Annotated in this window: 24 protein-coding genes; 16 read left to right on the top strand and 8 right to left on the bottom strand. The window is 71.2% G+C overall.

Annotation, left to right across the window (positions count from 1 at the left end):
- Positions 1 to 149 precede the first annotated feature (149 nt).
- The 3 genes from G6O68_RS12575 (at position 150) to G6O68_RS12585 (ending at position 2,381) form a co-directional block, all read left to right on the top strand.
- The gene (locus G6O68_RS12575) at positions 150 to 1,178 is read left to right on the top strand and encodes a DUF1559 domain-containing protein (protein ID WP_165248219.1); all 1,029 of its coding nucleotides are present in this window, start codon (positions 150 to 152) and stop codon (positions 1,176 to 1,178) included.
- 97 nt (positions 1,179 to 1,275) lie between these two features.
- Complete coding sequence (locus tag G6O68_RS12580; RefSeq protein WP_165248221.1) at positions 1,276 to 1,797, top strand: carboxypeptidase-like regulatory domain-containing protein; 522 nt, start codon at positions 1,276 to 1,278, stop codon at positions 1,795 to 1,797.
- Between the two features lie 32 nt (positions 1,798 to 1,829).
- The gene (locus tag G6O68_RS12585) at positions 1,830 to 2,381 is read left to right on the top strand and encodes a carboxypeptidase-like regulatory domain-containing protein (protein ID WP_165248223.1); all 552 of its coding nucleotides are present in this window, start codon (positions 1,830 to 1,832) and stop codon (positions 2,379 to 2,381) included.
- An 859-nt stretch (positions 2,382 to 3,240) separates the two neighbouring features.
- Here the strand turns inward: G6O68_RS12585 and G6O68_RS12590 are convergent.
- Together G6O68_RS12590 and G6O68_RS12595 are read right to left on the bottom strand one after the other, a co-directional pair.
- Positions 3,241 to 4,995 (bottom strand): FAD-dependent oxidoreductase, encoded by a 1,755-nt coding sequence (locus G6O68_RS12590; protein ID WP_165248225.1) that lies wholly within the window; start codon positions 4,993 to 4,995, stop codon positions 3,241 to 3,243.
- 181 nt (positions 4,996 to 5,176) lie between these two features.
- Entirely contained in the window at positions 5,177 to 6,514 is a 1,338-nt protein-coding gene (locus tag G6O68_RS12595; protein WP_165248227.1) for a Gfo/Idh/MocA family protein, read from the bottom strand.
- A 242-nt stretch (positions 6,515 to 6,756) separates the two neighbouring features.
- Here G6O68_RS12595 and G6O68_RS12600 point away from each other — a divergent pair, with 242 nt between their 5' ends.
- From G6O68_RS12600 to G6O68_RS12625, 6 genes are all read left to right on the top strand, one after another.
- Positions 6,757 to 7,833 carry a catalase family protein gene (locus tag G6O68_RS12600; RefSeq protein ID WP_165248229.1) on the top strand — a complete coding sequence of 359 codons (1,077 nt, stop codon included), beginning with the start codon at positions 6,757 to 6,759 and terminating at the stop codon, positions 7,831 to 7,833.
- Between the two features lie 93 nt (positions 7,834 to 7,926).
- On the top strand, positions 7,927 to 8,955 hold the full coding sequence (locus G6O68_RS12605; RefSeq protein ID WP_165248231.1) for an NADP-dependent oxidoreductase: 1,029 nt from the start codon (positions 7,927 to 7,929) through the stop codon (positions 8,953 to 8,955).
- A gap of 43 nt (positions 8,956 to 8,998) precedes the next feature.
- The gene (locus G6O68_RS12610) at positions 8,999 to 9,352 is read left to right on the top strand and encodes an ArsR/SmtB family transcription factor (protein ID WP_240911157.1); all 354 of its coding nucleotides are present in this window, start codon (positions 8,999 to 9,001) and stop codon (positions 9,350 to 9,352) included.
- Between the two features lie 11 nt (positions 9,353 to 9,363).
- The gene (locus G6O68_RS12615; protein ID WP_165248232.1) at positions 9,364 to 9,801 is read left to right on the top strand and encodes an SRPBCC family protein; all 438 of its coding nucleotides are present in this window, start codon (positions 9,364 to 9,366) and stop codon (positions 9,799 to 9,801) included.
- A gap of 81 nt (positions 9,802 to 9,882) precedes the next feature.
- Positions 9,883 to 10,914 carry an MBL fold metallo-hydrolase gene (locus tag G6O68_RS12620; protein ID WP_165248233.1) on the top strand — a complete coding sequence of 344 codons (1,032 nt, stop codon included), beginning with the start codon at positions 9,883 to 9,885 and terminating at the stop codon, positions 10,912 to 10,914.
- 82 nt (positions 10,915 to 10,996) lie between these two features.
- Entirely contained in the window at positions 10,997 to 11,431 is a 435-nt protein-coding gene (locus G6O68_RS12625) for a hypothetical protein (protein WP_165248235.1), read from the top strand.
- Here the strand turns inward: G6O68_RS12625 and G6O68_RS12630 are convergent.
- The gene (locus tag G6O68_RS12630) at positions 11,382 to 14,024 is read right to left on the bottom strand and encodes a serine/threonine-protein kinase (protein WP_165248237.1); all 2,643 of its coding nucleotides are present in this window, start codon (positions 14,022 to 14,024) and stop codon (positions 11,382 to 11,384) included. The genes G6O68_RS12625 and G6O68_RS12630 overlap by 50 nt on opposite strands.
- A 67-nt stretch (positions 14,025 to 14,091) precedes the next feature.
- Positions 14,092 to 14,460, bottom strand: coding sequence for a PEP-CTERM sorting domain-containing protein (locus G6O68_RS12635; protein WP_165248239.1), 369 nt, complete (start codon positions 14,458 to 14,460; stop codon positions 14,092 to 14,094).
- 15 nt (positions 14,461 to 14,475) lie between these two features.
- On the opposite strand from G6O68_RS12635, the gene G6O68_RS12640 reads away from it, so the two are divergent.
- The gene (locus G6O68_RS12640) at positions 14,476 to 14,958 is read left to right on the top strand and encodes a hypothetical protein (RefSeq protein ID WP_165248241.1); all 483 of its coding nucleotides are present in this window, start codon (positions 14,476 to 14,478) and stop codon (positions 14,956 to 14,958) included.
- 393 nt (positions 14,959 to 15,351) lie between these two features.
- Here the strand turns inward: G6O68_RS12640 and G6O68_RS12645 are convergent, their stop codons facing one another.
- Positions 15,352 to 15,930, bottom strand: coding sequence for an RNA polymerase sigma factor (locus G6O68_RS12645; RefSeq protein ID WP_206108087.1), 579 nt, complete (start codon positions 15,928 to 15,930; stop codon positions 15,352 to 15,354).
- Between the two features lie 190 nt (positions 15,931 to 16,120).
- Here G6O68_RS12645 and G6O68_RS12650 point away from each other — a divergent pair, with 190 nt between their 5' ends.
- The 3 genes from G6O68_RS12650 to G6O68_RS12660 all read left to right on the top strand — a co-directional run bounded on the left by G6O68_RS12650 (position 16,121) and on the right by G6O68_RS12660 (position 19,685).
- Positions 16,121 to 17,008 (top strand): phosphoribosylaminoimidazolesuccinocarboxamide synthase, encoded by an 888-nt coding sequence (locus tag G6O68_RS12650; protein WP_165248243.1) that lies wholly within the window; start codon positions 16,121 to 16,123, stop codon positions 17,006 to 17,008.
- 33 nt (positions 17,009 to 17,041) lie between these two features.
- Complete coding sequence (gene aroC / locus G6O68_RS12655; protein WP_165248245.1) at positions 17,042 to 18,196, top strand: chorismate synthase; 1,155 nt, start codon at positions 17,042 to 17,044, stop codon at positions 18,194 to 18,196.
- A 160-nt stretch (positions 18,197 to 18,356) separates the two neighbouring features.
- Complete coding sequence (locus tag G6O68_RS12660) at positions 18,357 to 19,685, top strand: hypothetical protein (RefSeq protein WP_165248247.1); 1,329 nt, start codon at positions 18,357 to 18,359, stop codon at positions 19,683 to 19,685.
- Positions 19,686 to 19,777: 92 nt separating this feature from the next.
- On the opposite strand, the gene recA is transcribed toward G6O68_RS12660, so the two are convergent.
- Positions 19,778 to 20,875: a recombinase RecA gene (gene recA, locus G6O68_RS12665; protein ID WP_165248249.1), complete on the bottom strand. Its 1,098-nt coding sequence runs from the start codon at positions 20,873 to 20,875 to the stop codon at positions 19,778 to 19,780.
- Between the two features lie 72 nt (positions 20,876 to 20,947).
- Positions 20,948 to 21,565, bottom strand: coding sequence for an RNA 2',3'-cyclic phosphodiesterase (thpR, locus tag G6O68_RS12670; RefSeq protein ID WP_165248251.1), 618 nt, complete (start codon positions 21,563 to 21,565; stop codon positions 20,948 to 20,950).
- 1,164 nt (positions 21,566 to 22,729) lie between these two features.
- Here thpR and G6O68_RS12675 point away from each other — a divergent pair.
- Positions 22,730 to 23,128, top strand: coding sequence for a hypothetical protein (locus G6O68_RS12675; protein WP_165248253.1), 399 nt, complete (start codon positions 22,730 to 22,732; stop codon positions 23,126 to 23,128).
- Between the two features lie 98 nt (positions 23,129 to 23,226).
- A complete protein-coding gene (locus G6O68_RS12680; protein ID WP_165248255.1) occupies positions 23,227 to 23,754 on the top strand; it encodes a hypothetical protein in 528 nt (175 codons plus the stop codon).
- Here G6O68_RS12680 and G6O68_RS12685 read toward each other — a convergent pair.
- On the bottom strand, positions 23,751 to 24,206 hold the full coding sequence (locus G6O68_RS12685; protein ID WP_165248257.1) for a hypothetical protein: 456 nt from the start codon (positions 24,204 to 24,206) through the stop codon (positions 23,751 to 23,753). The two genes, G6O68_RS12680 and G6O68_RS12685, sit on opposite strands and share 4 nt — an antisense overlap.
- A 422-nt stretch (positions 24,207 to 24,628) precedes the next feature.
- On the opposite strand from G6O68_RS12685, the gene G6O68_RS12690 reads away from it, so the two are divergent.
- Positions 24,629 to 26,047: a hypothetical protein gene (locus G6O68_RS12690; protein WP_165248259.1), complete on the top strand. Its 1,419-nt coding sequence runs from the start codon at positions 24,629 to 24,631 to the stop codon at positions 26,045 to 26,047.
- The last annotated feature ends 130 nt before the right edge of the window (positions 26,048 to 26,177 follow it).

The following is a 26,177-nucleotide window of genomic DNA, read 5'->3' on the forward strand; positions in this document are numbered from 1 at the left end:
TCGGAGTCGGGGAGAGCCTCTAAGGTGATCTCCACTCTCCCACTTCCCTTGCATGCCGTCGTTCGCGGACAGACGTCGCGACATCGTCGAGGCGCACGCTCCGTTGCGCCCGTCCCTGCCCGATCTGCTCGTCTGAGGAGTCAATTCTGATGACCGCCATCCAACGCGGCGAGCCCCGTCGGGGCTTCACGCTGATCGAACTCCTGGTCGTGATCGCGATCATCGCCGTCCTCATCGCGCTCTTGCTGCCGGCCGTGCAGTCGGCCCGCGAGGCCGCCCGCCGGATCCAGTGCACCAACAACCTGAAGCAGATGGGCCTGGCCTTCCACAACTACCTGAGCGCCGTGGGCGCGCTTCCGCCGGCCAAGATCTACTCGGGCAGTTGCACCGCGCTGAATCCCGGCGGCCGGGTCCTCAATACGACCGCCTTCGCCCTGATCCTCCCCTACTTCGAGCAGACCGCCCTGGCCAACGCCTACAACTTCGAGCAGGCCGGCAACAACACGGCCTTCGGCGGCGTGAACACCGTGGTCATCGGCTCCGACCTGGTCAACACGACGGTCGTCGGCACGATGATCAACGCCTTCTGGTGCCCCAGCGACAACGAGCCCGACGCGGTCAACGACCCCAATACGACCGCCGCCTGGCCGTACCGCCGGATCAACGCCCGACGGGCGAACTACCAGCTCAACACCACGCTCTACACCGACTACTTCTGCCCGGCCTCCACCGGCGTCGACGCCGGCCAGAAGGGCCCCTTCTTCAACGACCTGGCCACCTCCATCTCCGCCATCACCGACGGCACCAGCAACACGTTCCTCGCCGGCGAGTCGGTCAACGGCGTCTCCAAGTACGACCAGGCCGCCCCCGCCCGGTTCGGCCCCTACTGGGGCTCGGGCACGCATACCGCCGTCCACGGCCGGATCCTCCCCCCGACGCATGAACATGCCATCGCCTTCATGCCCAACGGCGTCTCGGGCTACCTCTACCCGACCGCCACGGCGTTCGCCAAGAAGGCCCCCTACGCCTGGGTCTTCTCCAGCAAGCACGCCGGCGGCGTGAACATGCTGATGGCCGACGGCAGCGTCCGGTTCATCAAGAACTCGATCAGCCCCGTCACCTGGTGGGCCGCGGCCACCATGGCCGGCGGCGAGGTCGTCAGCGCCGACGCGCTCTGACCCCCATCGCGTCGCGTCGAGCCCGATCCGAACGACCGACCCGCGGCGACGCCCTGCACCGGCTTCGCCGCGGGTCTTTCATGAGGGAGCCCCCAGCATGAACCTCCGCCAGACGACCCGGCGACTCGCGCCCGTCGCGATCCTCCTCGGCCTCGCCGCCGGCTGCGGCGACGCCGACGACTCGATCGCCCTCGTCCCCGTGAAGGGGAAGGTCCTCCGCAACGGCGAGCCCCTGGGCAACGCCTCGGTCTCGTTCCAGCCCGACCCGAGCAACGCCGACCAGACTCCCGGCGGCGACACCAGCGGCCCCGCCGGCACCTACCTCGCCCGGTTCAAGACCCGCTCGGGCCTCGCCCCCGGCAAGTACAAGGTGACCGTCACCCCCGGCGCCGCGATCCCGGACATCGAGATCGACGCCTCCGTCGAGGAGGCCTTCAAGGACGACCCGATCATGCTCGGCGAGATGAAGAAGTCCGCCGCCGGCTCGTCCAAGGGGGGCCGCAAGGGGAAGAAGCTCGATCCCCCCGCCGAGTTCGAGGCCGAGGTCAAGGCCGACGGCAAGCCGCTCGACTTCGACATCGCCAAGGGCGAGGTCGTCAAGCAGGCCGCCGCCAGGTAGACCCCGCCAGCCACGATCAGGAGCCCTCCCCGATGAACGCCCGAATCCGCCGCCCGATCGGCCTCGCCTCCCTCCTCTGGATCGCCGTCCTGGCCGCCGGCTGCGGCGGAGGATCGGAGGAGGACACCGTGGACGCTCGCCTCGCCAAGCTGGAGGCCCTCGCCCCGGTCTCGGGCGTCGTGACGGTCGGCGGCAAGCCTCTCCCGGGCGTCGTCGTGACCTTCATCCCCGAGGAGTGGGCGCCGGCCCACGGCGAGACCGACGAGGACGGCCGCTACACCCTGGAGACCGCCGCCCGCCCCGGCGCGATCCCCGGCAAGTACAAGGTCGCCTTGAGCTACCTCGTCGCCGCCGACGGCCGCGTCCTCGGCCTCGAACCACGCGGCGGCTTCGTCCCCGACCCCGCCGTGGCGACCGCCGTCGAGAAGCTCCCCCCCGAATACGTCTCCCCCGAGAAGACCCCCCTCACCGCCGAAATCCCCCCCGACGGCGGCAGCTTCGACTTCGCCGTCGACGCCCAGATCGAGCCCACCTCGCCCGAGCCCGAAGCCGCAGCGGAGCCGGTCGCCCCTGCTCCGGAATGATCCGTCTGCTGTCGATGACGGCTTCTCAGTTAAGATCGTGGCTGAATCTCAAAATCGACCGTTCGACAACCGCGTTTGCCGCCCGCACGGTCCACGACTTCCACCGTGATGCTGGCATCATCACCCTCGCGGCATTTCTTGATATCTCGGGCGCGACCGATGGAGAACACGGGCGCCCCCGGGCCGAACCAGTCGAGATTTGTATCGATCTGATTGGCCCGCCAGAACCGCCTTACCTCCTCCTCGTTCCGGACGCGGAGGCCCAGGTCTTTCCCCATCGCTCGAATCACTGTCCCGTAAGCCGTCAAGCGAGCCCCTGGCGGTACGGATTTAGACGATCTCAGGATATCGATCGGGATTCTTTCCGGTTGTTCCGAAGTCCCGCCCTCGGGCTTGTCTCCCCCTGTTGGCCCAGGAGGGGCGACCTCCCCGCCAGAGTGGTCAAACTCTATTTCAAATCCAAACACATTAATTCTTCGAATTTTGCGAAACCAGTTCGCCATGACTCCTCCCGATTCTCCGGCCTTCGAGGCACACGGCTGGCGTCCGCCCGGAGCTCCTGGGACCAACCTCTGAGAATGCGCGACGATCCAAAGCACCGAGGTCTCGGCCTGACCATTGCCACGATTGTAGCGTCGGCCCGACGAGGAGCTGATGTACTCAACAGGAGTCGGAAAGATTCTGACCTGGTTCCGAGTCGTCCCCGAAGTGCGCCCCGCTCAGGCGTCGCCGATGGTGAAGCTTGTGCTATAGGAGAATCGATCCACTCAGCCCGGTCGAGGTGGGACGAGAGCACAGAGTGGGCTCAAGGGACCAGCCCGAGCCCACTTTATCCTGCCGGCCTGCCGGCCTGCCGGCCTCACTCCGCCTTCTCGGCCTCCGGGCCGGGGTAGAGCTTGCCCTCAATGGTCCACTCGGTGGGGGTCTTGGCGCGGACGAGGGCCTGGAGCTGCTCGATCTGCTCCAGCTCGTCGCGGCTGCTCCGGCCGTTGCGGGCCATGTCGGCGGCGGCGACCCCGGCGGCGGTGCCGCTGGACCACTCGATCGGGTGCAGGCGGGTCGCCGCGTTGGCGAGGAAGCTCTGCGCCATGGTCTTGCCGGCAACCAGCAGGTTGCCGAACGTCTCGTTCGTCAGCGAGCGGAACGGGATGTAGAACGGCAGCGTGTCGTGCGCCGAGACGATGTACGCCGGCATCGAGCAGGTCGAGATCGGATGGACGTCGGACGGATACGCGCCCAGGGCCACGCGGTCGTGGAACCGTCGGCCGGTCTTCTTGGCGATCGACCCGGCCAGGTCTGTCCCCTTGAGGAGGAAGCCGTCGAGCCCGACCGAGCGGCGGGTGTCGCGGATGTACGGCAGCTTGGCCAGCCCGTGGCCGGTCCCCAGCACCTCGCCGGCGAGCAGGAGCTGACGCGGGTCGATCCCCTCGGGCGCGTGGGCCTTGAACCAGTGATGCCAGCCCAGCGCCCGTCGCTCGGCCTCGGACATCACGCCCAGGTCCACGCCCCCCTTCCAGTCCCCCTTCTGCGAGTCGGTCTCGGCGCGGGTGAGGAACAGGTAGCCGAACGGGTAGTCGTTGCCGCCGGCCTTGAGCTTCGCGGAGTAGCCCCAGTTCTGGAGGCAGAGGTCGCCCACGGCCGCCGGGCCGCCCCCCTTCGCGCTCTTGATGCGGCGGTAGGTCCAGATCTTGTCCCAGGCCTCGGCCTTGCCCTGAAACTCGTCGTAGCCGAAGCCGGAGACCCCCTCGGGGCCGGCGGGCTCGTCGGCCGGCTCGGCGGCGTAGCGCTGGACGAAGTCGAAGACCGTGGACTGGCCGCAGCGGTCGTCCCCCTCGCGGCCGCCGTCCTCGGACTCGACCCCCTGGAGGTACGGGGCCCCGGCCAGAACCAGGACCTCGCCCCACTCGGTCGCGTCGATGAAGACGACGTCGCGTCCCCTGGGGGCTTCGAACCGGAGCACGGCCTTCTCGAACCGCGAGGAAGGCTCGGGGCTGTACCAGTCGGGCAGGTCCTTCGACGGCAGGACGTCGTAGCCCCCGGCCGCGACGCCCGCCCTGGGCGTGCGCCGGATCGCCGTGATCGCCGTCACCAGCCCCCGGGCCGGGTCGGCCTCGACGGTCTTGATGACGGTTTCGCGGAAGACCACGAGCGTCCCCTGGTCGACGAGCTTCTTCTCCAGCGGCAGGAGGTGGTCGGCCAGGAAGTTCTTCGGCTCGAAGCAGTAGTTGCTGACCCAGCCCTTGCCGGGGTTGCCGGTGGCGTCGAGCATGGCCCGGAAGTTGGGCGTCATGTTCGCGCGGTCGCGGGCGATCGCGAAGACCTTGTACTCCTCGCCGGTCTTCTTGTCCTTGATGGTGTGCCAGGCCTCGTCGATCGCCGGTACGGCGCTCGCGGTGATCTGGCCGCCGACCCAGTCGGTGGGCTCGATCAGGCAGGTCCTCGCCCCGCTCTCCGCCGACGCCACCGCCGCCGCGAAGGCCGCCGTCGTACCGCCCGCGATCACCACGTCGAAATCGCGGTGAATCTCGACGCCCTCGGCGCGGGCTCGCGTCCCGACCCCCGGGAAACCGACCAGGCCGACCCCGCACGCCCCCAGGAACTCTCGCCGTCGCATATCCGGACCCCTTCGATGATCGTCGCCCCTTGCCGGGCGGACGCGCGCGACCGCCTCGTTCCGGCCCGCAGCGTCGCGGGCGGATCTCCGAATTCTATCAGTTTCGAGCCCGGGCGGTCACCCCCGCCGCGTCGGGGCGGGCGGGGCGGGGGGCCGTGTGTGCCTCGGGAGGGTCCGCCGGTCAGGCCCGCGCGGGGCCGTCGGCCTGGAGCTTGACGGAGGAGGGCTCGGGGAGCCGCCAGGGGTCGCGGTAGGGGCGGGAGAGCATCGCGGCGGCCTCGGCGTCGCCGAGGATGGTCTCGACCTGGGGGTCCCAGGCGAGCTTCCGGCCGGTCCGGATGGCGATGTTCCCCAGGTGGCAGACGGTCGCCGAGCGATGCCCGATGCCCACGTCGCAGATCGGCTTCGCGCGCGACTTGATGCAGTCCAGCCAGTTGCGGTGGTGGTTCGCGCTGACCTCCAGCCGCACGTCCCCTTCGGCCAGGGGCTCCGTGAGCAGCTCCTTCGGGTCGGAGGCGATGCTGCCGCGCGAGACGCCGATGGTCCCCTTCTCCCCCTCGAACTGGACGGAGTGGCCCTTGCCCTCGCCCTGGAGGCAGACCACCCGCACGCCGTCGTCGTAGGTGTAGACGATCCGGCTGGTCTCGGCGACCTCGAACCAGCCGTCCTTGTTGAACTGGGCGGTGGCCTCGATCGCGACCGGGCCGGAGTCGTCGCGGCCCAGGCCCCACTGGGCGATGTCCAGGTGGTGGGCCCCGAAGTTCGTCATCTGGCCGCCGGAGTAGTCCCAGAAGAAGCGGAAGAGGTAATGCACCCGCTTCTCGTTGTAGGGCCGCTCGGGGGCGGGGCCGAGCCAGGTCTGGTAGTCCAACTCGGGCGGAGGGGTGGAATCGGCGACGGCCGGGCCGGCGAAGTTGACCTTGGGGAGCAGGACGCGGACTTCCTTGATCTTGCCGAGCCGGCCGTTGCGGACCAGCTCGCAGGCGCGTCGGAAGCCTTCCTCCGAGCGCTGCTGGCTGCCGGTCTGGACGACCCGGCCGGCGGCGCGGGCGACTTCGACCATGCGACGCCCCTCGGCCACGGTCAGGCTCAGCGGCTTCTCGCAGTACACGTCCTTGCCCGCGGCGCAGGCGTCGGTCGTGGCCAGCGCGTGCCAGTGGTCGGGGGTCGAGACGACCACGCCGTCGATCGACTTGTCCTCCAACAGCTTGCGGTAGTCGCCGAAGGTCGTCGCCTTGCCGCCGGCCGCCTCGACGACCTTCGCGGCCTCGGCCAGGTGCTTCGAATCGACGTCGGCCAGCGCGACGACCTCGACGCCCTCCTGCTTCAGGAAGCCCTTGAGGTTGCTGACCCCCTGACGCCCCACGCCGACGAACCCGAGCCGGATCCGCTCGCCCGGCGCGACGGCCCCGGCCCGCGCGCGGCTCGTCAGGATGTTCGGGAACGCCCAGCCCGCCGCCATGCCCGCGCCGACGCCCCGGAAGAAGCCCCGCCGATCGATCCTCGCGTCGCGACTCATGAATCCCACCCCTTCAAGATCGTGGCCCTTCGCCGTCGCCCCTCGCCGCCCGTTCGATTGTGCGTCGGGATCGGACGGCACGCAACCGGCCGCCATGCGGCCGCGTCGGCCGGGCGCGCGAAAGTCCGCCCTCGCGACGATTTGTTTGGAAAAGGCCGGCCCGCTTCCGTACAACCGATCGGCCTCGGGAAAGTACCGTGGGTACCGGACGCGACGCTTCGACACCTCCGAGGAGCCCCCCCATGAACACGCACGCCGCCCCGATCCCGCCCCACGAGGTCGCCCCTATCAAGAGGATCGTCGACCTGAGCCTCAAGCTGCTGGATCGGGACGAGCGCCCCGTCAAGCGAGGCCAACATCCGAAGCACCACGGCCTGGTCGACGCCCAGTTCGTCGTCGACCCGTCCGGGCTGCCCCCGGAGTGCCGCGTCGGCCTCTTCCAGCAAGCGAGGACCTTCCCGGCGTTGGTCCGATTCTCGAACGGCGGCCAGGCGGACGACCGCAAGGGGGACGTCCACGGCATGGCGATCAAGCTCCTCGACGTCGAGGGCGAGAAGCTGATCCCCGAGGAGAAGGACGCCGCGACCCACGACTTCATCCTGATCGACAACGAGGTCTTCTTCATCCCCGACCTGGGCTTGTACGCGCCTTTCACCGAGGCGTTCGCCAAGGCGAAGGGGGTCGAGCCGTCGACCGTGCGGACCCTGCTCGCCCCGCTCCCGAAGACGGGGCGGTTCCTGGCGACCCTCGTCGCCCTCTTCTACACCCCCCGGGGCCTCAAGGGCGCCCGCCTGCTCAGGCTGCTGATGCACTCCCTGAGCAAGAAGCCCGACAGCCCGCTGACCACGCGGTACTGGAGCACCACGCCGTATCGGCTGGGCCCGAAGGCCGTCAAATACTCGGCGACCCCCGCCTCCGACGAGGCCCCCCCGCGCGCCGACTCGCCGGACCTGCTCCGCCTGGCGATGAAGGCCGCGCTGGACGAGCGGGACGCGGAGTTCACCTTCGCCGTCCAGCTCCAGGCCGACGAGGGGTCGATGCCCGTCGAGGACGCGACCGTCGAATGGGACGAGAAGGCGTCGAAGCCCATCCCGGTCGCCCGAATCGTCATCCCGCGCCAGGAGTTCGACACCGAGTCCCGCCGCGCCTTCTGCGAGGACCTCTCCTTCACCCCCTGGCACGCGCTCCCCGAGCACGAGCCGCTCGGCGGCATCAACCGGGCCCGGCTCCCCGTCTACCAGGCGATCTCGGCCGAACGCCACCGCCTGAACGGCAAGCCTAGGGTCGAGCCGACGCCCGCCGACGTCGAGAAGCTCTGACCCGGTCGCCCGCGCGGGACGGGCCGGGATTTGCATGCCGAGGACCTCAAGCCGATCCCGAGGCCATCCCTCGTCCAACCCGGAGGCCGACTCGTGTCCCAGCCAGCCGCCCGCATCGTCCTGGCCTCGCGTCCCCAGGGCGAGCCCACGCCCGAGAACTTCCGCCTGGAGCGGTTCGACGCGCCAGAGGCCGGGAAGGGCCAGGTGCTCCTGAAGACCATCTACCTGTCGCTCGACCCGTACATGCGGGGCCGGATGGACGACCGCGAGTCCTACGCGCCGCCGGTCCCGGTCGGCGGCGTGATGGACGGCGAAGTCGTCGCCGAGGTCCTGGAATCGAACCTGCCCGGTTACGCGACGGGCGATCTCGTCCTGGCGGGGCTCGGCTGGCAGACGCACGGCGTCTCCGACGGCGAGGGGCTCCGCAAGGTCGACCCGGCGCTGGGGCCGATCTCGACGGCCCTGGGCGTGCTGGGGATGCCTGGCTTCACCGCCTACACCGGCCTGCGGATGATCGGCAAGCCGAAGGCGGGGGAGACGCTGGTGGTCGCCGCGGCCAGCGGGCCGGTGGGCTCGATGGTCGGCCAGCTCGCGAAACACGCGGGGCTGCGGGCGGTCGGGATCGCCGGCGGGCCCGAGAAGTGCGCCTATGTCCGCAACGAGCTGCGGTTCGACGCGGTCGTCGACCATCGCGACCCGGACTTCCCCAAGCGGCTCGCCGAGGCCTGCCCGAACGGGATCGACATCGACTTCGAGCTGGTCGGGGGTGAGGTTTGGCAGGCCGTCCTGCCCCTGCTCAATAGGTTCGCCCGCGTCCCGGTCTGCGGCCTGGTCGCCCACTACAACGGCGGAGGGGCCGCCGAGGTCGACCGCCTGCCGGCCACCCTCGGCCGCATCCTCGCCCGCAGCCTGACGCTCCGCGGCTTCATCGTCTACGAGTTCGCCGACCTCCTCCCCGACTTCCTCTCCGAGGTCGCCCCGCTCGTCAAGAGCGGCGAGGTCCGCTACCGCGAGGACGTCGTCGACGGCTTCGAGAAGGCCCCCGAGGCGTTCATCGGCATGCTCCGCGGCGGCAACTTCGGCAAGCTGATCGTCCGCGTCGCCCCGGAGCCGACGGCTTGACGGCCCGACTCCGCAACCTAAAATCATTCAACCTCTCGGTTGAATGATGGCGATCAGCGAAGGGCCGTCCGACCTGGATCAGACCTTGCTGGCCCTGGCCGACCCGACGCGGCGGGCGATCCTCCGCCTGCTGGTGCAGGGGGAGGCCCGGATCACCGAGTTGGCGCGCCCGTTCGGGATGTCGCTGAACGCGGTGTCGAAGCACATCCGGGTGCTCGAGCGCGGCCGGCTCGTCCGGCGGCGCAGGGCCGGGCGGGAGCAGTTCCTGACCATCGACCCGAAGCCGCTCGACGACGCGGCGGCGTGGATCGAGGCCCAGCGCGCCGCCTGGACGGCGCGGCTGGACGCCCTCGACGCGCTGCTGAAGTCCGACGACGCGGCCGGGCCCCCCGAGTGAGGAGGAAGCCCATGTCGGCCCCGATCGAGCCCGCCGTCGCCCTGAAGCTCGTCCGCCGATTCGCCGCCCCCGCCGAACGCGTGTTCGACGCCTGGCTGGACCCCGCCACGGTCGGCCGATGGCTGTTCGCGACGCCGACCGGCGCGATGGTCCGCGTGGAGGTCGACGCCCGCGTCGGCGGGTCTTACGCCATCGTGGAGCGTCGCGAGGGCGAGGACGTGGAGCACGTCGGCGAGTACCTGGAGATCGACCGCCCACGACGCCTGGCCTTCACCCTCAAGGTGCCGAAGTACTCGCAGCAGGAGGACCGCCTGATCGTCGAGATCGTCCCCCTGGAGACGGGCTGCGAGTTGACGCTCACCCACGAGAGGCTCGCCCCGGCCTACCACGAGCAGGCCCGCGCCGGCTGGGGTATGATCCTCGACGGCCTGGCGACGAGGCTCGGCTGAACCGGCACGGCGGTTGCGGTCGAATTCGGCGAGGTCGGACATCCCAAGGCGCCGCCGATCGCGGATGAGGAGACATCGAAGATGAGCGTACCCCAACCGGAAAGCGCCGAGATCCCCGCCTTCGCGGAGAACGAATGGCCCAGGCCCTTCGCGGAAGACCTGGCGTACCTGCGAACGGCCCTGGTCAACGTCTTCTTCGCGGGCAAGGCGGGGGACCGCAACTGGGTCCTGATCGACGCCGGGATCCCCGGCTGGGCCGATTCGATCGCCGACGCCGCGGCCCGACGCTTCGGCGAAGGGGCCCGGCCCTCGGCGATCATCCTCACCCACGGGCACTTCGACCACGTCGGCGCGGTGGCGACGCTGGCCGAGCGCTGGGACGCGCCGGTCTTCGCGCACCCGCTCGAACTTCCTTATCTGACCGGCCGGTCGTCGTACCCGCCCCCGGACCCGACGGTGGGCGGCGGCGCGATGGCGACCCTCTCGTGGCTCTACCCGCGCGGGCCGATCGACCTGGGAGGCCGCGTCCACCCGCTGCCGGCCGACGGCTCGGTCCCCGGGATGCCGGGCTGGCGTTGGGTCCACACGCCGGGGCACACGCCCGGCCACGTCTCCCTCTTCCGCGAGGCCGACCGGACGCTCGTGGTCGGCGACGCCTTCGTCGCGACCAAGCAGGAGTCGGCGCTCGCCGTCATGACCCAGCGCCGGGAGATCCACGGCCCGCCGATGTACTACACCAGCGACTGGGGGGCCGCCCGGCGTTCGGTCGAGATCCTCGCCACCCTGGAGCCCGAGACGGCCGGGACCGGGCACGGCGAGCCCCTGGCCGGCGAGTCCCTCCGCATGGGGCTCCACGCCCTCGCCTTCGATTTCAACCGCCTCGCCGTCCCGGCCCACGGCCGCTACGTCCCCCGCCCGGCGACTGCCGACTCCGAAGGCGTGATCTCCATCCCGCCCGACGTGCCGCATCCGCTGCTCAGGCTGGCCGTGGGGTTCGGCCTGGGCCTCGCCGCCGGCGTGGCGATCCACCGATGGACGTCGGGCGGGCGTCCCGAGCCGCGACCGTCGGACCTCGCGGAAGCGTCCCGACGCGGCCCGCGCCGCGACGCCTAGGCTCGCGATTTGCAGTTGGAATCCCTCCGTGAGCCCGGCCGTGCCCCGGGCGACGATTCTCGATCGACGGAGGAGCGAAACGATGGACGACAGGAAACTGGCGAAGGGCCTGGGGTGGTTCAGCATCGGCCTGGGCCTCGCCGAGATCGCCGCCGGCCGCCAGATCGGCCGGGCGCTGGGGATGGAGCACCGCACCGGGCTGCTGGCCGCCTACGGGGTCCGCGAGATCGCCACGGGCGTCGGCATCCTGACCGCGAGCGACCCGACCCCCTGGATGTGGGGCCGCGTGGCCGGCGACGGCCTGGACCTGGCCACCCTGGCCAGCGCCTGCACCGAGGACAACCCCAAGCGCGGCAACGTGCTGGGTGCCATCGGCTCGATCGTGGGGATCACCGCCCTCGACGCCTTCGTCGCCGCGCGGCTCCACCGCAACCGGGCCGCGGCCGAGGCCGAATCGTTCGACCTCTTCAGGGATCGGCTCGCCGAGGCCAAGGGCCGCTTCGGCTCCCGCGCCTGACCGCCCCCCGTCCGTTCGCCGCAGTCACGGGGCCGCGACAAGTTCCCGGAACTCGTCGCGGTCCCGGAAGACGGCGAGGTCGGCGTCGTCGCGGGCGGCGGCCCGCAGCGCGGGGTCGGCGGCGAGCGACTGCGCCAGTTCCCGAAGCGCCTGATCGACCGTCGCCGCGCGGTCGGGCTCGGCGAGCGACCCCTTCCCCCAGCGCGATCCCGAGCGCGCAGGCGACGTTGTAACGATCGGCCGGCGCGAGCGGCCCGTCGGGATGTTCGAGGATCGCGGAGGCCTCGGCCCGCACGCGTCCGGCGTCCCCGCCGCGCGCGAGGCAGAGCAGGCGGAGGAAGCGGAGGCCCATCCTCCCCGGCCGATCGGGTAGGATCGCGAGCACCCGATCCCAATCGGGGAGCGCCTCGGCGAATCGACCGGCGGCCTCGAGCGCCTGCGCGCGAGCCCCGTGCAGGTTCTGGAGCGACTGGAGCAGGCGCAACGATTCCGGATCGTCGCGGAGCAGGGGGGCGATCCGCTCGATCGCCGTCGTGAAGAGCGCGACGGCCTGGTCGACGCGCCCCGTCCCGACCAGCAGGTTGCCGCGATTGACGTCCAGGTCGCAGAGGTCGGCCGCGTGCGAGGGGACTTGCGGCTGGGCGGTGATCGCGCGGGCGAGCAGGTCGGCGGCCTTCGCGTAGTCGGCCTCGGCCTGGTCCGGGCGGCCCAGCGAGGCCCGCGCATTGCCCAGGTTGATCAGGGTCTGGGCCGTCGAGGCTTCCAGCTTGGCGTCGTCGGGGCGGCCGGCGAGCATCGCCTCGTCGAGGGCGAAGGCCCGGGCGAGGTAGGGTTCCGACAGGTCCATCCGGCCCGCGATCTGCCAGGTCGAGCCGAGGTTGTGCAGACACCAGGCGAGGTCGTGCCGGCCCCATCCCGACGCGGGCTCCGGGCTCCGCTCGGCCAGCGCGAGGGCCTGTTCCAGCTCAACGATCGCCCGTTTCGGGTCGTCGTTCATCAGCAGGACGCCCAGCTTGATGTGGGAGATCATCCGAGGGCGGGTCAGCTCGGCGTCGTCCGGATCGTCCCGGGCGAGCGACTCCAGCAGGCGACGCGCCCGGAGCAGGTTCGCCTCGGCGTCGACCTTGCGCCCCAGCTCGACCTGGAGGCTCGCGGCCTCGATCGCCGCCCAGGCCGTGTCGCGGATCACCGCCACGTCGGTCGGCTCGGCCCGCGTCAGCGCATGGTCGTAGAAGCCGAGGGCGGCTTCGAGTTGGGCCCGCCGCAGCTCGTCCAGGCGGGGGACGTGACGGAACCGGGGGTCTTCGTGGATGGCCGTCAGGCGGCCGAGGGCCTCGCGCGCGTCGCGATAGTTCGCATCGGCCGCGGCCCGCTGGCGACCGGCTTCCAGGGTGGCGGCCTCGGCCCGTCCCAGGGCCTCGCGGAGCCGAGCGTTGTGGACCAGGACCCCCGCGAGGCCCCCGGCCGAGGCGACGACGACCAGCGCCGCGAACGCCGCCTGCGAGGGCCGCCGCCTCGCCCACTTGAAGGCCCGGTCGAGCGGGCCGGACGGCCGCGCGAGGATCGGCTCGCCGCGCGCGAACCGGTCGAGATCGTCGGCCAGCGTCGCCGCCGAGTCGTAGCGCCGGGCGGGATCCTTCTCCAGGCACTTCAGGCAGATGGTCTGCACGTCGCGCGGGACGCCGGGCTGGAGCCTCCCCGGCGCGGGGGGCTCGCTCGATCGGACGAGGTCGAGGGTCTCGACGGGGGAGGGCGCCAGGAACGGCGGCCGGGCCGTCAGGCACTCGAACAGGATGGCCCCCAGCGCGTAGACGTCGACCGCCGGCCCGTCCCCGACCGTAGAGCCCGAAGCCTGTTCCGGCGCCATGTACGACGGAGTCCCCATCAGGGCTCCGGTCCGCGTGGCCGGGCCCGCGCCGAGCAACTTGGCGAGCCCGAAGTCGGCGACCTTCGGCGCCCCCTCGGCGTCGAAGAGGATGTTCGGCGGCTTGAGGTCGCGATGCACCACGCCCTCGCGGTGAGCGTGGGCGATCGCCCGCGCCAGCGTCGCGGCCTCGTGAGCGGGGAGGGGCCCGGCGGCCAGGCGGTCGGCCAGCGATCCCCCCTCCAGCAACTCCATCGCATAGAACGGAGCCTCGTCGATCACGCCGACGTCATGGATCGGCACGATGTTGGGATGGCGGAGGCGAGCGGCGGCCTCGGCCTCGACCCGGAACCGCGCCAGCTGGGCGGGGCTGGCGTCCGTCCCGGCGGCGATCCGCTTGAGCGCGACGAGCCGGTCGAGCCCAACCTGACGCGCCCGATGGACGACCCCCATCCCCCCCCGGCCGATGATCGCTTCCAGTTCATAGCCCGACGGGGCCGGGGGCGTCGTCGTCCCGGGCTCGGCACTGCCCCGAGCGGCCGCCTCGCGGAGCAGTTCCACGAGGGGATCGTCGACCGAGGAGAGTTCCAGCGCCTCGCGACACGCGTCGCACGATTCGAGATGCCGTTCGACGCGGTCGGCGTCGGACGGCTCGACCTCCCCGCGCCCGAAGGCGGCGAGGAGGTCGGGTTCGGGATGGGGGTGGGTCGTCGCCGAGGGTTCGTTCATGGCTGCGGAGGCTCCATCGTCCCTCGCCCCATTTCAGCATCCCGGGCCGGCTTCCGCGAGGGTCACGTCACGACCGTGCGCGGCGGGCCAGCGCCGCCGCGCCGAGCCCGCCCAGCAGCGCCAGCGCCAGCGACGAGGGCTCGGGGACCGACGCCGGCCCGCCCAGGTAGCCGAACTCGACCACGCCCGGTTGCTGATTGTTGGCGCCGCCGCCGGGCCCCGTCGAGATCGTCCTCCCGCGCTGGATGATGGTCGCCGTCTCGGTGAGCACGAGGATCCGCCCGCCCCCCGAGAAGTAAGAGCCCCCCTCCGCCTTGATCGTGGAGAACGCGCTCGTCTCGATCGTCGGCGCGTGGATCAAGAGCCCGCCCCCCGACCCGCCGCCGGCGTTCGCCGCCAGGGCGTTGCCGGAATCCCCGCCGCTGGCGGAGAGCAACGACCCCACCCCGAAGTGGATCGAATCGGAGGCGCCCAGCTCGATCGCGCCTCCACCCCCGCCGCCGCCGCTGCCGATCGCGTGGCACAGGTTGAGCCCGGCGCCGCCGCCGCCCGAACCGCCCAGGAGCAGGTCGTGCAGGTCGCCGTAGACGGCGCCGAACTGCCCCCGATCGTTCGCTCCCCCCTGGCCCCCGTAACCGCCGCCGCCCGCGTTGTTCGGCAGGCCGCCGGGACTCCCCGGGCCGCCGCCGGGCCCTTCGCCGGTCTGGCTGCCATCGCCCCCCTTGCCGCCGCCCGCTCCCCCCAGGCCTCCCTTGCCGTCGCCCCCGAGCCCGCTGGAGTCATGCCCTCCAGCCCGTCGGCCGTCAAGGCGCCGGTCAGCACGATCGTGGACTGCGAGAGGAGGGCCAGGGGATTCGCCCCGATCGCCGTGATCGTCACCCCTGCGCCGATGTTGATCGAGCTGAACGTCAGCACCGAGATCGTCGGATTGTAGCCGCCGCCCTGGGAGTACGTCGTCCCGGTGAAGAGGATGTTGTCGGCGGAGTCGCGCAGCGTCGGGCTGCCGTCGGTGTTGATCGTGTAGGCCCCGCTGGTCAGGTTGAGCGCCCCCAGAGAGGCGAACGAGCCGGGGTCGAGCCAATCGGCGCGGGTCGGGGAGGCCGCGAACGGTGCGGCCAGGGCCAGGGCGAGCGTCGCCCGGAAGCGGAGCGATCGGGGAAGTCTCATCGCGGCGTTCTCCTCCCGGTGTCATCGATGGTCCGACGAGGCCGGCGCGACGGCTCATGCCCGCGTTGCCGGCGACCGACAAGAGAGTGCGCCGATCGTCGCACCCTGTCAGGCTCGCGTGCGATGTGGCGGGAAATCGACGCAACCGCCCCACCCGACCTCAAGACACCAGGCCCCGCACCTCCTCGCGGAGCCGACGCAGAACGCGCGACTTGCCGATCAGGACCGCGTTGACCGACAGCCCCGACTCCTCGGCGACGGACGCCGCCGATCGACCTTCGACGACCACGAGCCGGAACGGACGCCAGGTCGAGGGGGCGAACACCGGCTCGACCAGTCTCATGACCTGGGCGGCGACGTGCTCGTCTTGCTCGCGGTCCCACGCCCGCCCCGGCTCGCCGCCCTCGTCTTCGAGCAGGGCGAGCCGCTCGTCATGGCCGTTGAGCGGCCCGTTTCGCCTCGCCCGCCAGTATCCCCTAAGTCGGTTGACCGTCACCGACGGCACCCATTTCCGGAACGCCCCCTTGCGACCGTTGTGGTCGAAGCTCGGCATCTCCCGGAAGATCACCAGGAGGATCTCCTGCGCCAGGTCGTCGGCGTCGGCGTCCGGCACCCCCTGGCCGAAGAGCCATCCCCGGATCAGGGGCGCGTAAAGCGCCTCGAACCGCCGCCACGACATCTGGTCGTCCGGCCGGCTTCGGAGCCGATCCAGCAAACTCCTCGGCGTCTCGTTCATCATCCACCGCGACCGCGAAACGGCTTCGTCTCGGCGCCCGGCCCTGCGTCTACCAGGTTATACGGCGCGGATGCCGGCGGTGACGAGGGGCGGCCCCCTTCCTGGGCGACTGGTCGGGGTCTTGCCGCGATCGGGGGATTTGATTAGATTCAACCCCGGCGCGTTGATGAACGGATGTCGGGTGGAGGCGGTCGTGGCGATCTCGGAATCGGGCCTGGAGGGCCTTCCCAAGAAGCAGGGGAAGGTCCGCGACGTGTACGACCTGGGAGACCAGTTGTTGCTGGTCGCCACGGATCGCATCAGCGCGTTCGACTGGGTTCTGCCGACGCCGATCCCCGACAAGGGGCGGGTGCTCTCCAGCCTCAGCGAGTTCTGGTTCGAACGTCTGGGCGTCCCCAACCACCTGATCTCCAGCCAGGTCGACGACTTCCCCGTCGCGCTCGACGACCGGGCCCGCAAGGACCTGCGCGGGCGGGCGATGCTCGTCCGCAAGGCCCGGGTCGCCCCGTTCGAGTGCGTCGTCCGGGGCTATCTCTCCGGCAGCGGCTGGAAGGAGTACCGGGCGTCGGGAGAGGTCTGCGGCGTGAAGCTCCCGCCGGGGCTCGTGGAGAGCGATCGCATCGACCCGATCTTCACCCCCGCCACCAAGGCCGAGACCGGGCACGACGAGAACGTCTCGTTCGACGTGATGGCCGACGCGCTCGGGACCGAGGTCGCCGCCACGCTCCGGGCCAGGAGCCTGGAGGTCTACGGCAAGGCCGCCGAGACGGCCCGCGAGAAGGGCCTGATCCTCGCCGACACCAAGTTCGAGTGGGGGTTCGACGAGCGGACCGGCGAACTCCTGCTGATCGACGAGGTCCTCACGCCCGACAGCTCCCGGTACTGGTCGATCGAGACGTACAGGCCCGGCGGGCCGCAGCCGTCGTTCGACAAGCAGTACGTCCGCGACTGGCTGGAGGCGACCGGCTGGGACAAGTCCAGCCCGCCCCCCGCGCTGCCGGACGACGTGGTGGCCCGGACCCGATCGAAGTACATCGAAGCCTACGAACTGCTGACCGGCCGCCCGTTCCCCTGGCGCTGACGCCGCCCCGACGAAGGCCCGAAAGACCCGCCCATGCTCCGCTACCTGACCGCCGGTGAATCGCACGGAACGGCCCTGACCGCGATCGTCGAGGGCTTCCCCGCCGGGGTGACGCTCGACAAGTCGTTCATCGACCGCGAGCTGGAGCGCCGGCAGGGGGGCTACGGCCGGGGCAAGCGGCAGAAGCTGGAGACCGACCGGATCTCCATCGAATCGGGGACCTTCAAGGGGGTCAGCACCGGCGCGCCGATCACGCTCCGCCTGATCAACAACGACGCCAAGCTCGAACGCCTGGCCGAGCCCGCCGCCCCGCGCGGGGGGCATGTGGACCTGGCGGGCTCGATCAGTTACCAGACGGGCATCCGCCAGGTCCTCGAACGCGCGAGCGCCCGCGAGACGGCCGTTCGCGTGGCCGCCGGGGCGCTGGCGAGGCTCGTGCTGAGGGAGGTCGGGATCACCGTCTTCGGCTACGTCGCCGAGCTGGGGGGGATCGCCGCGCCGCCCCTGGGCCTGGACCTGGCCGTTCGCGACGCCAGCCCGGTCTACACGCTGAACCCGGAGGCCGACGCGGCGATCGTGGCGGCGATCGACGCCGCCCGCGAGGCCGGCGACACGCTCGGCGGGATCGTCGAGACGGTCGTCACCGGCTGCCCGATCGGCCTGGGGAGCCACGTCCAGCCCGACCGCCGCCTCGACGCCCGCCTCGCCTGCGCGGTCATGGGGATCCAGGCGATCAAGGCCGTCGAGATCGGCCTGGGGATCGAGGCCGCCAAGCGCCCCGGCTCGAAGGTCATGGACCCGATCCGCTACGAGCCCGAGCACGACGCCGACGACCGCCGCCACGGGTTCCGGCGGCCCTCCAACAACGCCGGCGGGATCGAGGGGGGCACGTCCAACGGCGAGCCGATCGTCGTCCGAGCGGCCAAGAAGCCGATCAGCACCCTGGCCAGTCGCGGCCCCTCGATCAACATGGCGACGAAGCAGGAATCCCCGGCCACCTACGAGCGGTCCGACGTCTGCGCGGTGCCCGCCGCCAGCGTGATCGTCGAGAACGTCGTGGGCTTCGAGATCGCCGCCGCCCTCCTGGAGCGGTTCGACGGCTCCAGCCTCGATTCGCTGAAGGCGACGATGGCCGCCGTTCACGCCCTGAACCGCGAGAAGCTCCACCACTGGGCCGAGCGCCCGTAGAACCCTCACGGTCGCCCGCCGGGCGTCCCGAGCCGGCTCAATTCGCGCGACCGAGCCGGGCGATACAACGTAGGTGACGCGCCAGGCCGCGGGCCGCCCGGAGGAGCCGGGCGACGGCGACCGTCCTCGGCGCACTTCGTCCGATTCGAGGGAGGCACGGATGTTCCCCCTTTCGCGACCGGCCCGCCAGGGGCTGGCGACGGCGGCCCTCGCGGCCCTGACGGTCCTGCCCACGGGCTTCACCGCGTTCCACGCCTGGCGGATCAACCGCCCGGGCCACGTCCGCGACGTGGAGATCACCCTGGGCCGTCGGCTGGGGCTCCAGGTGACGCTCGACGCCGTGGCCTATCCCCGCCCGGGCGAGGTCCGCTTCCGGGGGATCGTCCTCCGCCAGGAGGAGCCCCGGGGCAAGGGGCTGGCCGAGATCGCCCGCGCGGCGTCGCTGCGCCTTGTCGAGTCCGGCCGCGACCTGGTCGTCCACGCCGACGAGTTGGCCCTGCGGGGCGAGAGCCCGGACCTGGCCATGACCCAGGTCGGCTCGCTCCTCCAGCGCTCCGGCGAGGTCCCCTACGACCGCGTCGAGCTGACCGCGCCCGCGTGCCGGCTCGACCTCGGGCCGGGGCTGGGCTTCCAGCTTCAGGACCTCGCGGCGACGATGGCGTCGGAGGCGTCGGGCCCGACGGTCCGCGTGGCCTACCGGGTCGTCGAGCCGGGCTCGAAGACCCGCTGCGAGCTGACCTTGAGCCGCGACCGAAAGGTCGACCCGGTGAAGACCACGCTGGCGCTCAAGACACTGGAAGGGCTGCCGCTGCCGGCCCGCGCGCTGAACGTCTTCTTCGACGCCAGCGGCTGGCTCGGCGAGGCCGCCCGCGTCGACGGCCGGCTCACGCTCCGTCGCTCGGGCGGCGGCGGTTGGGAGGGGGACTTCGCGGGCGACCTCCACGACGTCGACCTCGCGTCCCTGGTCGGCCGAAGGTTCCCCAGCCACCGGCTCGCCGGCAAGGCGCGGGTGTCGATCGAGAACGCCCGATGGGGCGATCGGCCGGGGCAGGGGCCGGGCTGGATCGAGGCCCGTGGCAAGCTCGCCTCCGGCCCCGGCGAAGTCGGCGCCGACCTGCTGGCGGCCCTCGCCCGCGAGATGAGCTTCCGCCCGGCCTCGCGACCCGTCCGGATCGACCCCCGCAAGCCCGAGGTCGACTTCGCCGCCCTGGGCCTGGCGTTCGACATGCGGGCCGACGGCGAGATCCACCTGGCCGGCGCCCTGGGCAACGAGTACCCGCCCGACGCCGTGCTGGCCGTCGGCGCCAACGCCCTGATCCACGCCCCGGAGGGAGCGAGCAGCGTCCACGGGCTCATCAAGACCCTGGTCCCCGTGGCCGCCGCCCGGCCGGGCACGCTCGTCCCGCTGACGTCGGAGTCCCGCGTCCTGCTCTGCCTCCCCGTCGCGCCCGACGCGGTCCGGCCGGTCCGCACGATGGGGGCGAACTGAGAGGCCGAGGCGCCGCCCGGGGAACTCCTAAACAACAACATATGAACCGACGCCTTACCCTTGACGGCGGGGAAGGCGTCGGCAAGCTCGGCTCAGATCCCGTCGAGCGGCTCGTCGTCCTCGTCCTCGTCGATCCCCACCCCGGCGGCGACGGCGGCGGCGACGGTGCCGGCGCGGTTGGCCATGACCTTGGCGGCGATCTCCTCGGCCAGGGCGACGTTCTCGCGAAGGTTCTCCTTGACCTTCTCGCGGCCCTGGCCCAGGCGCATGTCGCCGTAGTTGAACCAGGAGCCGGACTTCTCGACGAGCTTGTCGGCCAGGGCCATGTCGAGGATGTCCCCCTCGCGCGAGATGCCGTTGGTGTACATCATGTCGAACTCGCACGTGCGGAACGGCGGCGCGACCTTGTTCTTGACGATCTTGACCTTCACCCGCGAGCCGGTGATCTCCTCGCCGTCCTTCACCGGCCCGATCCGCCGTACGTCCACCCGGCACGAGCTGTAGAACTTCAAGGCGCGGCCGCCGGGCGTGGTCTCGGGGCTGCCGAACATCACGCCGATCTTCTCGCGGATCTGGTTGATGAACACCAGGACGCACTTGGACCGCGAGACGCCGCCGGTCAGCTTCCGCAACGCCTGGCTCATCAGCCGGGCCTGCAGGCCGACGTGGCTGTCGCCGATCTCGCCCTCGATCTCGGCCTTCGGCACCAGGGCCGCCACCGAGTCGATCACCACGATGTCCACCGCGTTCGACAGCACCAGCATCTCGGCGATCTGCAGGGCCTCCTCGGCGCTCCCGGGCTGGCTCACCAGGAGCGACTCGATGTCCACCCCCAGCCGCTTGCACCACGAGGGGTCCAGCGCGTGCTCGGCGTCGATGAACGCCGCCACGCCGCCGTTCTTCTGGGCGTTGGCGATCGTCTGCAGCGCGATCGTCGTCTTGCCGCTGGACTCCGGCCCGAACAGCTCGATGATCCGGCCCCGGGGCAGGCCCTTGCCCCCCAGCGCCAGGTCGAGCGACAGGGCCCCGGTGGAGATCCCCTCGACCTCCAGGTGGCTCCCCTCGCCGAGCTTCATGATCGAGCCGGCGCCGAACGTCTTCTCGATCTGGCTGATCGTCGTGTTCAGCGCCTTCATCTCGGCGGAGACCGGCGCCGCCTTCGCTTCGGTTGCAACCTGTCGCTTCGCCACGACCAAGGCTCCTTCATATCGAGCAGAGTTCTGTACGCCCGATCACTAGTGTAGCACGTCTCGGGTTTCGGGTCAAGTCTCGGTGCGAGTCCGTGCCGATGCCAGCGGCCCACGCGCGAGCGCGGCGTGGGTGGGGCCCTCGGGGGTCAGGGTCGAGGAGTAGGCGACGACCTCGCCGACGGTGAACTCGCCGGCGGACCAGTCGTGGTATCTGGCGAGGATCTCGCCCAGGTCGGGCGGGGCGACGGCGGTCGGGCCCTTGCCGCGTCCCGCCTTCAGGCGGCCGAGCGTGACGTGCGGCGTGAACCGCGTGTCCTCGGGGGGTCGGCCGATGGCGCGAAGGTGGTCGACGACCGCCTTGTGCAGGGCGGCGAGCGGCTCGACGCCGGGGCCGTCGAACCCCGCCCAGGCGACCCGGGGCCGATCCGGCTTCGGGAACGCGCCCAGGCCGGCGATGCGGACCTCGAACCGCTTGCAGGTCCGCGCGGCCTTGGCGGCGGCCTCGCAGACGGCGTTCAGGTCGATGTAGGGGACATCCCCCAGGAACGCCAGCGTCATGTGGAACGGCGCACCGTCGGTCCATCGGAATTCGGGGACCAGCGGCGCGAGCCTCGCCTGGAGCTTCGACAGCCGCTCGGAGATCGGCGAGGGGACGTCGATCGCGAGGAACGTCCGGGTCGTCTGGGCCATCGCGTCGTCTCGTCCTTTCCCCTGGCTGGCTCGTCGTTTCGGAGATCCGGCATCATACCCCGGCGTCGAGCGCCGTGCGAGGCGTCGGGCCTCTTCGGCCCCCGTGCGCGACCGCCAGGTTGCGGCTTCGCGACGGCGACGCCTCGAAATGAGGAACCTGACGATCCTCCGGGATCGAGATTGGCTTCGTTCGGCGCGGCACGATGTCCCGAAGCCCCCCGCCGCGCGACGTCCTCTGAGCTTCGACCCCCGCCGGCGGTCTGAGGGATCGGCTTCGATTGGGTTCGTTCGCGCACGACCAGCGAGCGGATTCTCCGACGCAACCTCCTGGGTTTCCTTAATTTGCAACCACTGCGAGGATTGGGTTCGTTCGGCGCGATTCGACCGTGCGACGATGGCTCCATCAGGCCCATTGGCATGGCGGTGGTCCTCGCCGGCCGATCGCGGCGATCCCCCGGATGCGCCCCGGGAATCGGCTTCGATTGGGTTCGTTCGCGCGCGGCCTGCGGACTCTTCTTGAAACGCAATACGTTCGGATTTCACGACTTGCATCCGCCAGAGAGATTGGGTTCGTTCGGCGCGCCTGGCCACTCCTCGCTCAGCACCACCGACTCGGGGTGTTGAACGGGGTGCCACGGGTTCGGAGAACCTGAAAATCGGCGTCGGGCCGATCCCGAGCCGTAGCTGAGATCCCCGGCCGGTCCACGGGTTCTCCGACCCCGTGGCACCCTGAGGTTTTCAGCCACGACTTGGTGGTGAATGAGGACTATGCGAGCCTGCGTAGGTTTCCACGGGGGTCCGGGCCTTGCGAGGCATCCAGGGAAGACGGCCTCGTCGAAATGCGAGGAATCCCTGCGCAGCATCTCCCACGTTGACTATGGTCCGGGATCGCGGGTGCGGGAGACCGGAGGTCCTGAAATCAGGCTCCCGAGGGACAGGGCTTGCCCCGAGGCGGGTCGACCGCGACATGATGGAGACCAGCCTCGTCTCCTTGCGGTGCACGTCTGCCCTTCGCACGACGGCCCGGGGAGCCTTCCTGCTACAACCTCCGTCCGCCCTGCCGGTCGCGTTCACGAAGGTCGCCGGCCGTTCCCGGCTGGTCGATTTCGACGGCTCGCCAGTCATCGTCAGTCGGTGACGGGCTACGGAACCTGGACCAACCCAATGGCCGTCCGCTCCTTCTGGAAAATCTGGACCGACGCCAGGTCGGAAGCAAAGACGCTGCGTCTCTTCGAGCAGGTCCGACGCAATCTCGACCGAGAGGCGCTGGATCGCAGCATCGAGCCCTATCCGAAGCTCCAAGGCTTCGTCGCGGCATTCTGGGTCGAACCGGAAGGCGGGACCTGGAACGACCAGGTGGTCGAGGTGATCGCGCTGGGGCAAAGGGTCGGGTACGGGTGGAGGCTCAGCGGCGACATCCTCACCGACGTGGACGGCTGGTCGAACGAATCCAACGTCTCGGGCGTCAGGTCGATCCAGTTGATGCTGGATTCACGCTGGCAAGCCCCAGGATCGTCCGGGTTCGGCCCCCCGGCGTCGGACCTCGATCCCAACCTCGATTAATGTTCGGGGCTCGTCGACGAAGGTCTTGTGACCTCGGTGTCGCCCGGACGTCGGCTCTCGAGGACCGTCGAAACCAGGCACCATCCCGGGAGGACCCGTTGCCCCGAATCAATCCCCGAATCTCGCTGCTTCGGCTGATGATCTTGACGGCCCTCGGCGCGATGCCGCTCACGATGATCCGCCGGCCGGAGTCCGTCGTGCTCGTGGCTGAAGTCCTCGTGGTCTCCTTGGCGGGGGCGACCTGGTGGCGGTCGAGAGGCCGATCGGCCCTCCTCGGCGGTCTGGTCGCGGGCCTGGCGGCGATGCTCGTCTTCGAGACCTTCGAGGTGGCGTATCATCGAACGTTGACGGGCCTGGACCCGGCCACCGTCGCCCGGCTGCTCAACGCCGCCGCGGCACCGCTGGCGGGGGCGATGCTCGGCGGGTTGGTCGGACTCGCCGTCGCATTCGTCGGTCGGCTGGCCGACCGGGCGCGACCTCGATCAGCCTGCCAGTCGATGGGAAGCGATCGAGAGGAGCCACATGGGATGGGCCGCCAGGACCCAGAGCAGGAGGGTCGTCGCGACGAGCACGACAACCAGGAGCAAGGGGCGATGACGCATGAAGCCCTCGGGTCGATCGTCTAGAACTCGGGCCGGATGCGTTCCATGACGCGGCGGACGAGGCGGAGCAGGGGGGACGGTTCGTCGGTCGAGACGTCGTCTTCCATGTAGCGGGAGAGTTGGCCGGGCTTGACGACCACGACGATCCGCAGGCCCTCGCGGCGGGCCTGGTCGAGTTCGTCGCCGCCGAGGAGCAGGCCGGTGGCGGGATTCCCCTCCTGGCTGAACGCCAGGGTGACCACGTCGCTGGGGGCGTTCTCCAGGCGGACCTGGGCCGACTGGCCCGGGGCGACTTCGCCGACGAGCACCTTGACCCCCGCGTACGAGGCGACCAGGTCCTTCACCGGCGCGTCGCCGCCGTTGACGACGATGAGCCCGGAACGCGGCCCGCGCGCCATCCGGACCCCGACCTCGAGCGCCAGCGACGCCGCGACGATCAGGCCGACAATCCACCACCATTTGCGACGTCCGGTCATGGCTCAAGCTCGCTCCCCACCCCTCACCGCCGGATCGACGATTGTCCGAGGGGAGTGCGTCCAGGATCGCACGCCGGGCCCCGAGGCGGCAAGGCGCCTTCGGCCGGCGGGGGGCCGGGACGCATCGGAATCGGCCGATGTCGGACGGATTCCCGGCGATCCGCGCCGAGAAGTCCGGCGGTGCGCGTTCTGCGTCTCGCCCGGCCCCGATCGCGGGGCGGGGGGCTTCGAATCGGTCAATCGACCACGCGGAGGGGCCGATCAACGGTAGGGGGGCGGGGCGCTCTTTCGGGACGCTCGCGGCCCCCCGACGACGGATCGGGACGAGTCAACCTTGCCGAGTCCCCGACCCTCGACGACTGGGGAAACCCGGGCGATCGGGCGGCCGGAACCGGCCTCGCTCCATGCAGGATGGTCCCGCCTTGAACGAGACTTCGACCCAGCGCCACGCCGAGCCCTGGTCACGAGTCGATCGGGTGCCCGACGGCCGCCCCAGCCCCGCGAACGTCCTCGCCGAAGCCGGAATCCTCCGGCCGACGTCGGGGAAGTTCTGGGGCGTGGTCGGCCTGGTGATCCTGACCGGCGTGACCAGTTTGGTGGTGGCCACGATCTCGATCTGGCTGACGCCGGTCTACATGGCCGCGATGGTCCTGATCTTCGCCGCGCCCCGGCCAAAACGGCCGGAAGCCACCGCTTCGCCGACCGCCGACGCACCATCCCCAGCCTCCGAGCCCGCGGAGGCCTCTACCGAGGCCGTAGCGGGCGACGCGCCGGGGGAAGGCGCGATCGGCGGCGAGGCCGAGGCGGCCGCTCCGGCCGAGGACGCCGCCGCCGCCGAGCCCCCCAAGCCTCGCAAGCGCCGGGCGAAGGGGAAGCGGGCGGCGAAAGCGGCGGCCCTCGCCGAGGCGTCGTCGTCGCAGCCCACCTGGATCCGCGTCGGCCCCGGGAAGTTCGTCCGGGCCGACCTGCAAGACCAGGACGCCTCGTCCGACGCCGAGGTGCCGGCCGAGCCGCCCCTCGCGACCAGCCCCGAGACCCCCGACGAGATCGGAGCCCCGACCGAAGCCGAGACCGAAGCCCAGGCCGACGCCGAACCGACGCCGCCCCCCGCGCCCGACGCCTTCGCGGACGCCGGCCGGGCCGTCGAGCCGGAGACGCCCACGGAAGCGACGCCCGCGTCGGCTTTCGACGAGGGGCCGAGCGAGATCGACTCGCCGGCCCTTGCCGAAGCCGACGAAGCGGCCCCCACGACCATCGACGAGGAGTACGGCATCGCGCCCTCTGCACTCGTCGAGCCCCCCGGCGAGGAGTACGGCATCGCGCCCTCTGCACTCGCCGAGTCCTGGGAGCCCGAGGCCCTTCCCGAAGCCGTCCCCGACGACGAGCCCGAGCCCGCCTCCGAGGGGACGCCGCAAGTGCAGGAGTCGGAGCCGGTCCAGGCCGAAGCCCAGGCCGAAGTCCCTGTGGAGGTCGAGCACCCGGTCGAGACGTGGGCCCCTGTCGAGGTCGCCGAGAAGGTGCCCGCCGAAGTCCCGACGGAATCCGAGCGTCCGACGACGATCGCGTCGCCCCTCCCCGAGCGCCCCGCGCCCGAGGGGACGGCGGCCGCCTCGCCGACGGCCGCCCGGCCCGCCGGACTCGGCCTGCTCCGCCGGTCCATGCGGCCCCGTGAGCGTCGCGAACGCCTTCCGGCCCCCCGCTCTCGCGGACAGTCGCCCCGCACCGCCCGACCAGGCCGTGCGGAGCGGGTCCGCGTGGGGGGAACCCCCGGACGCGATCGCGACCGCTCGAACCGCCCGCCGCGCCGCCCTCACCCCCGCTCCCCACCGCGGCGGGCCTGATGCTCCGCCTACCGCAAAACCTGAAGACGCCCCGGCCGGTCACGGCTCCGGGCGTCTTCGCGTTTCGAAGGAAATCCGGTAGGGTGGGCGCCACCACTCCGATGCGAACGCGGTGGGCGGTGCCCACCCT

The organism is Paludisphaera soli (genome assembly GCF_011064595.1).
GTDB classification, from domain to species: domain Bacteria; phylum Planctomycetota; class Planctomycetia; order Isosphaerales; family Isosphaeraceae; genus Paludisphaera; species Paludisphaera soli.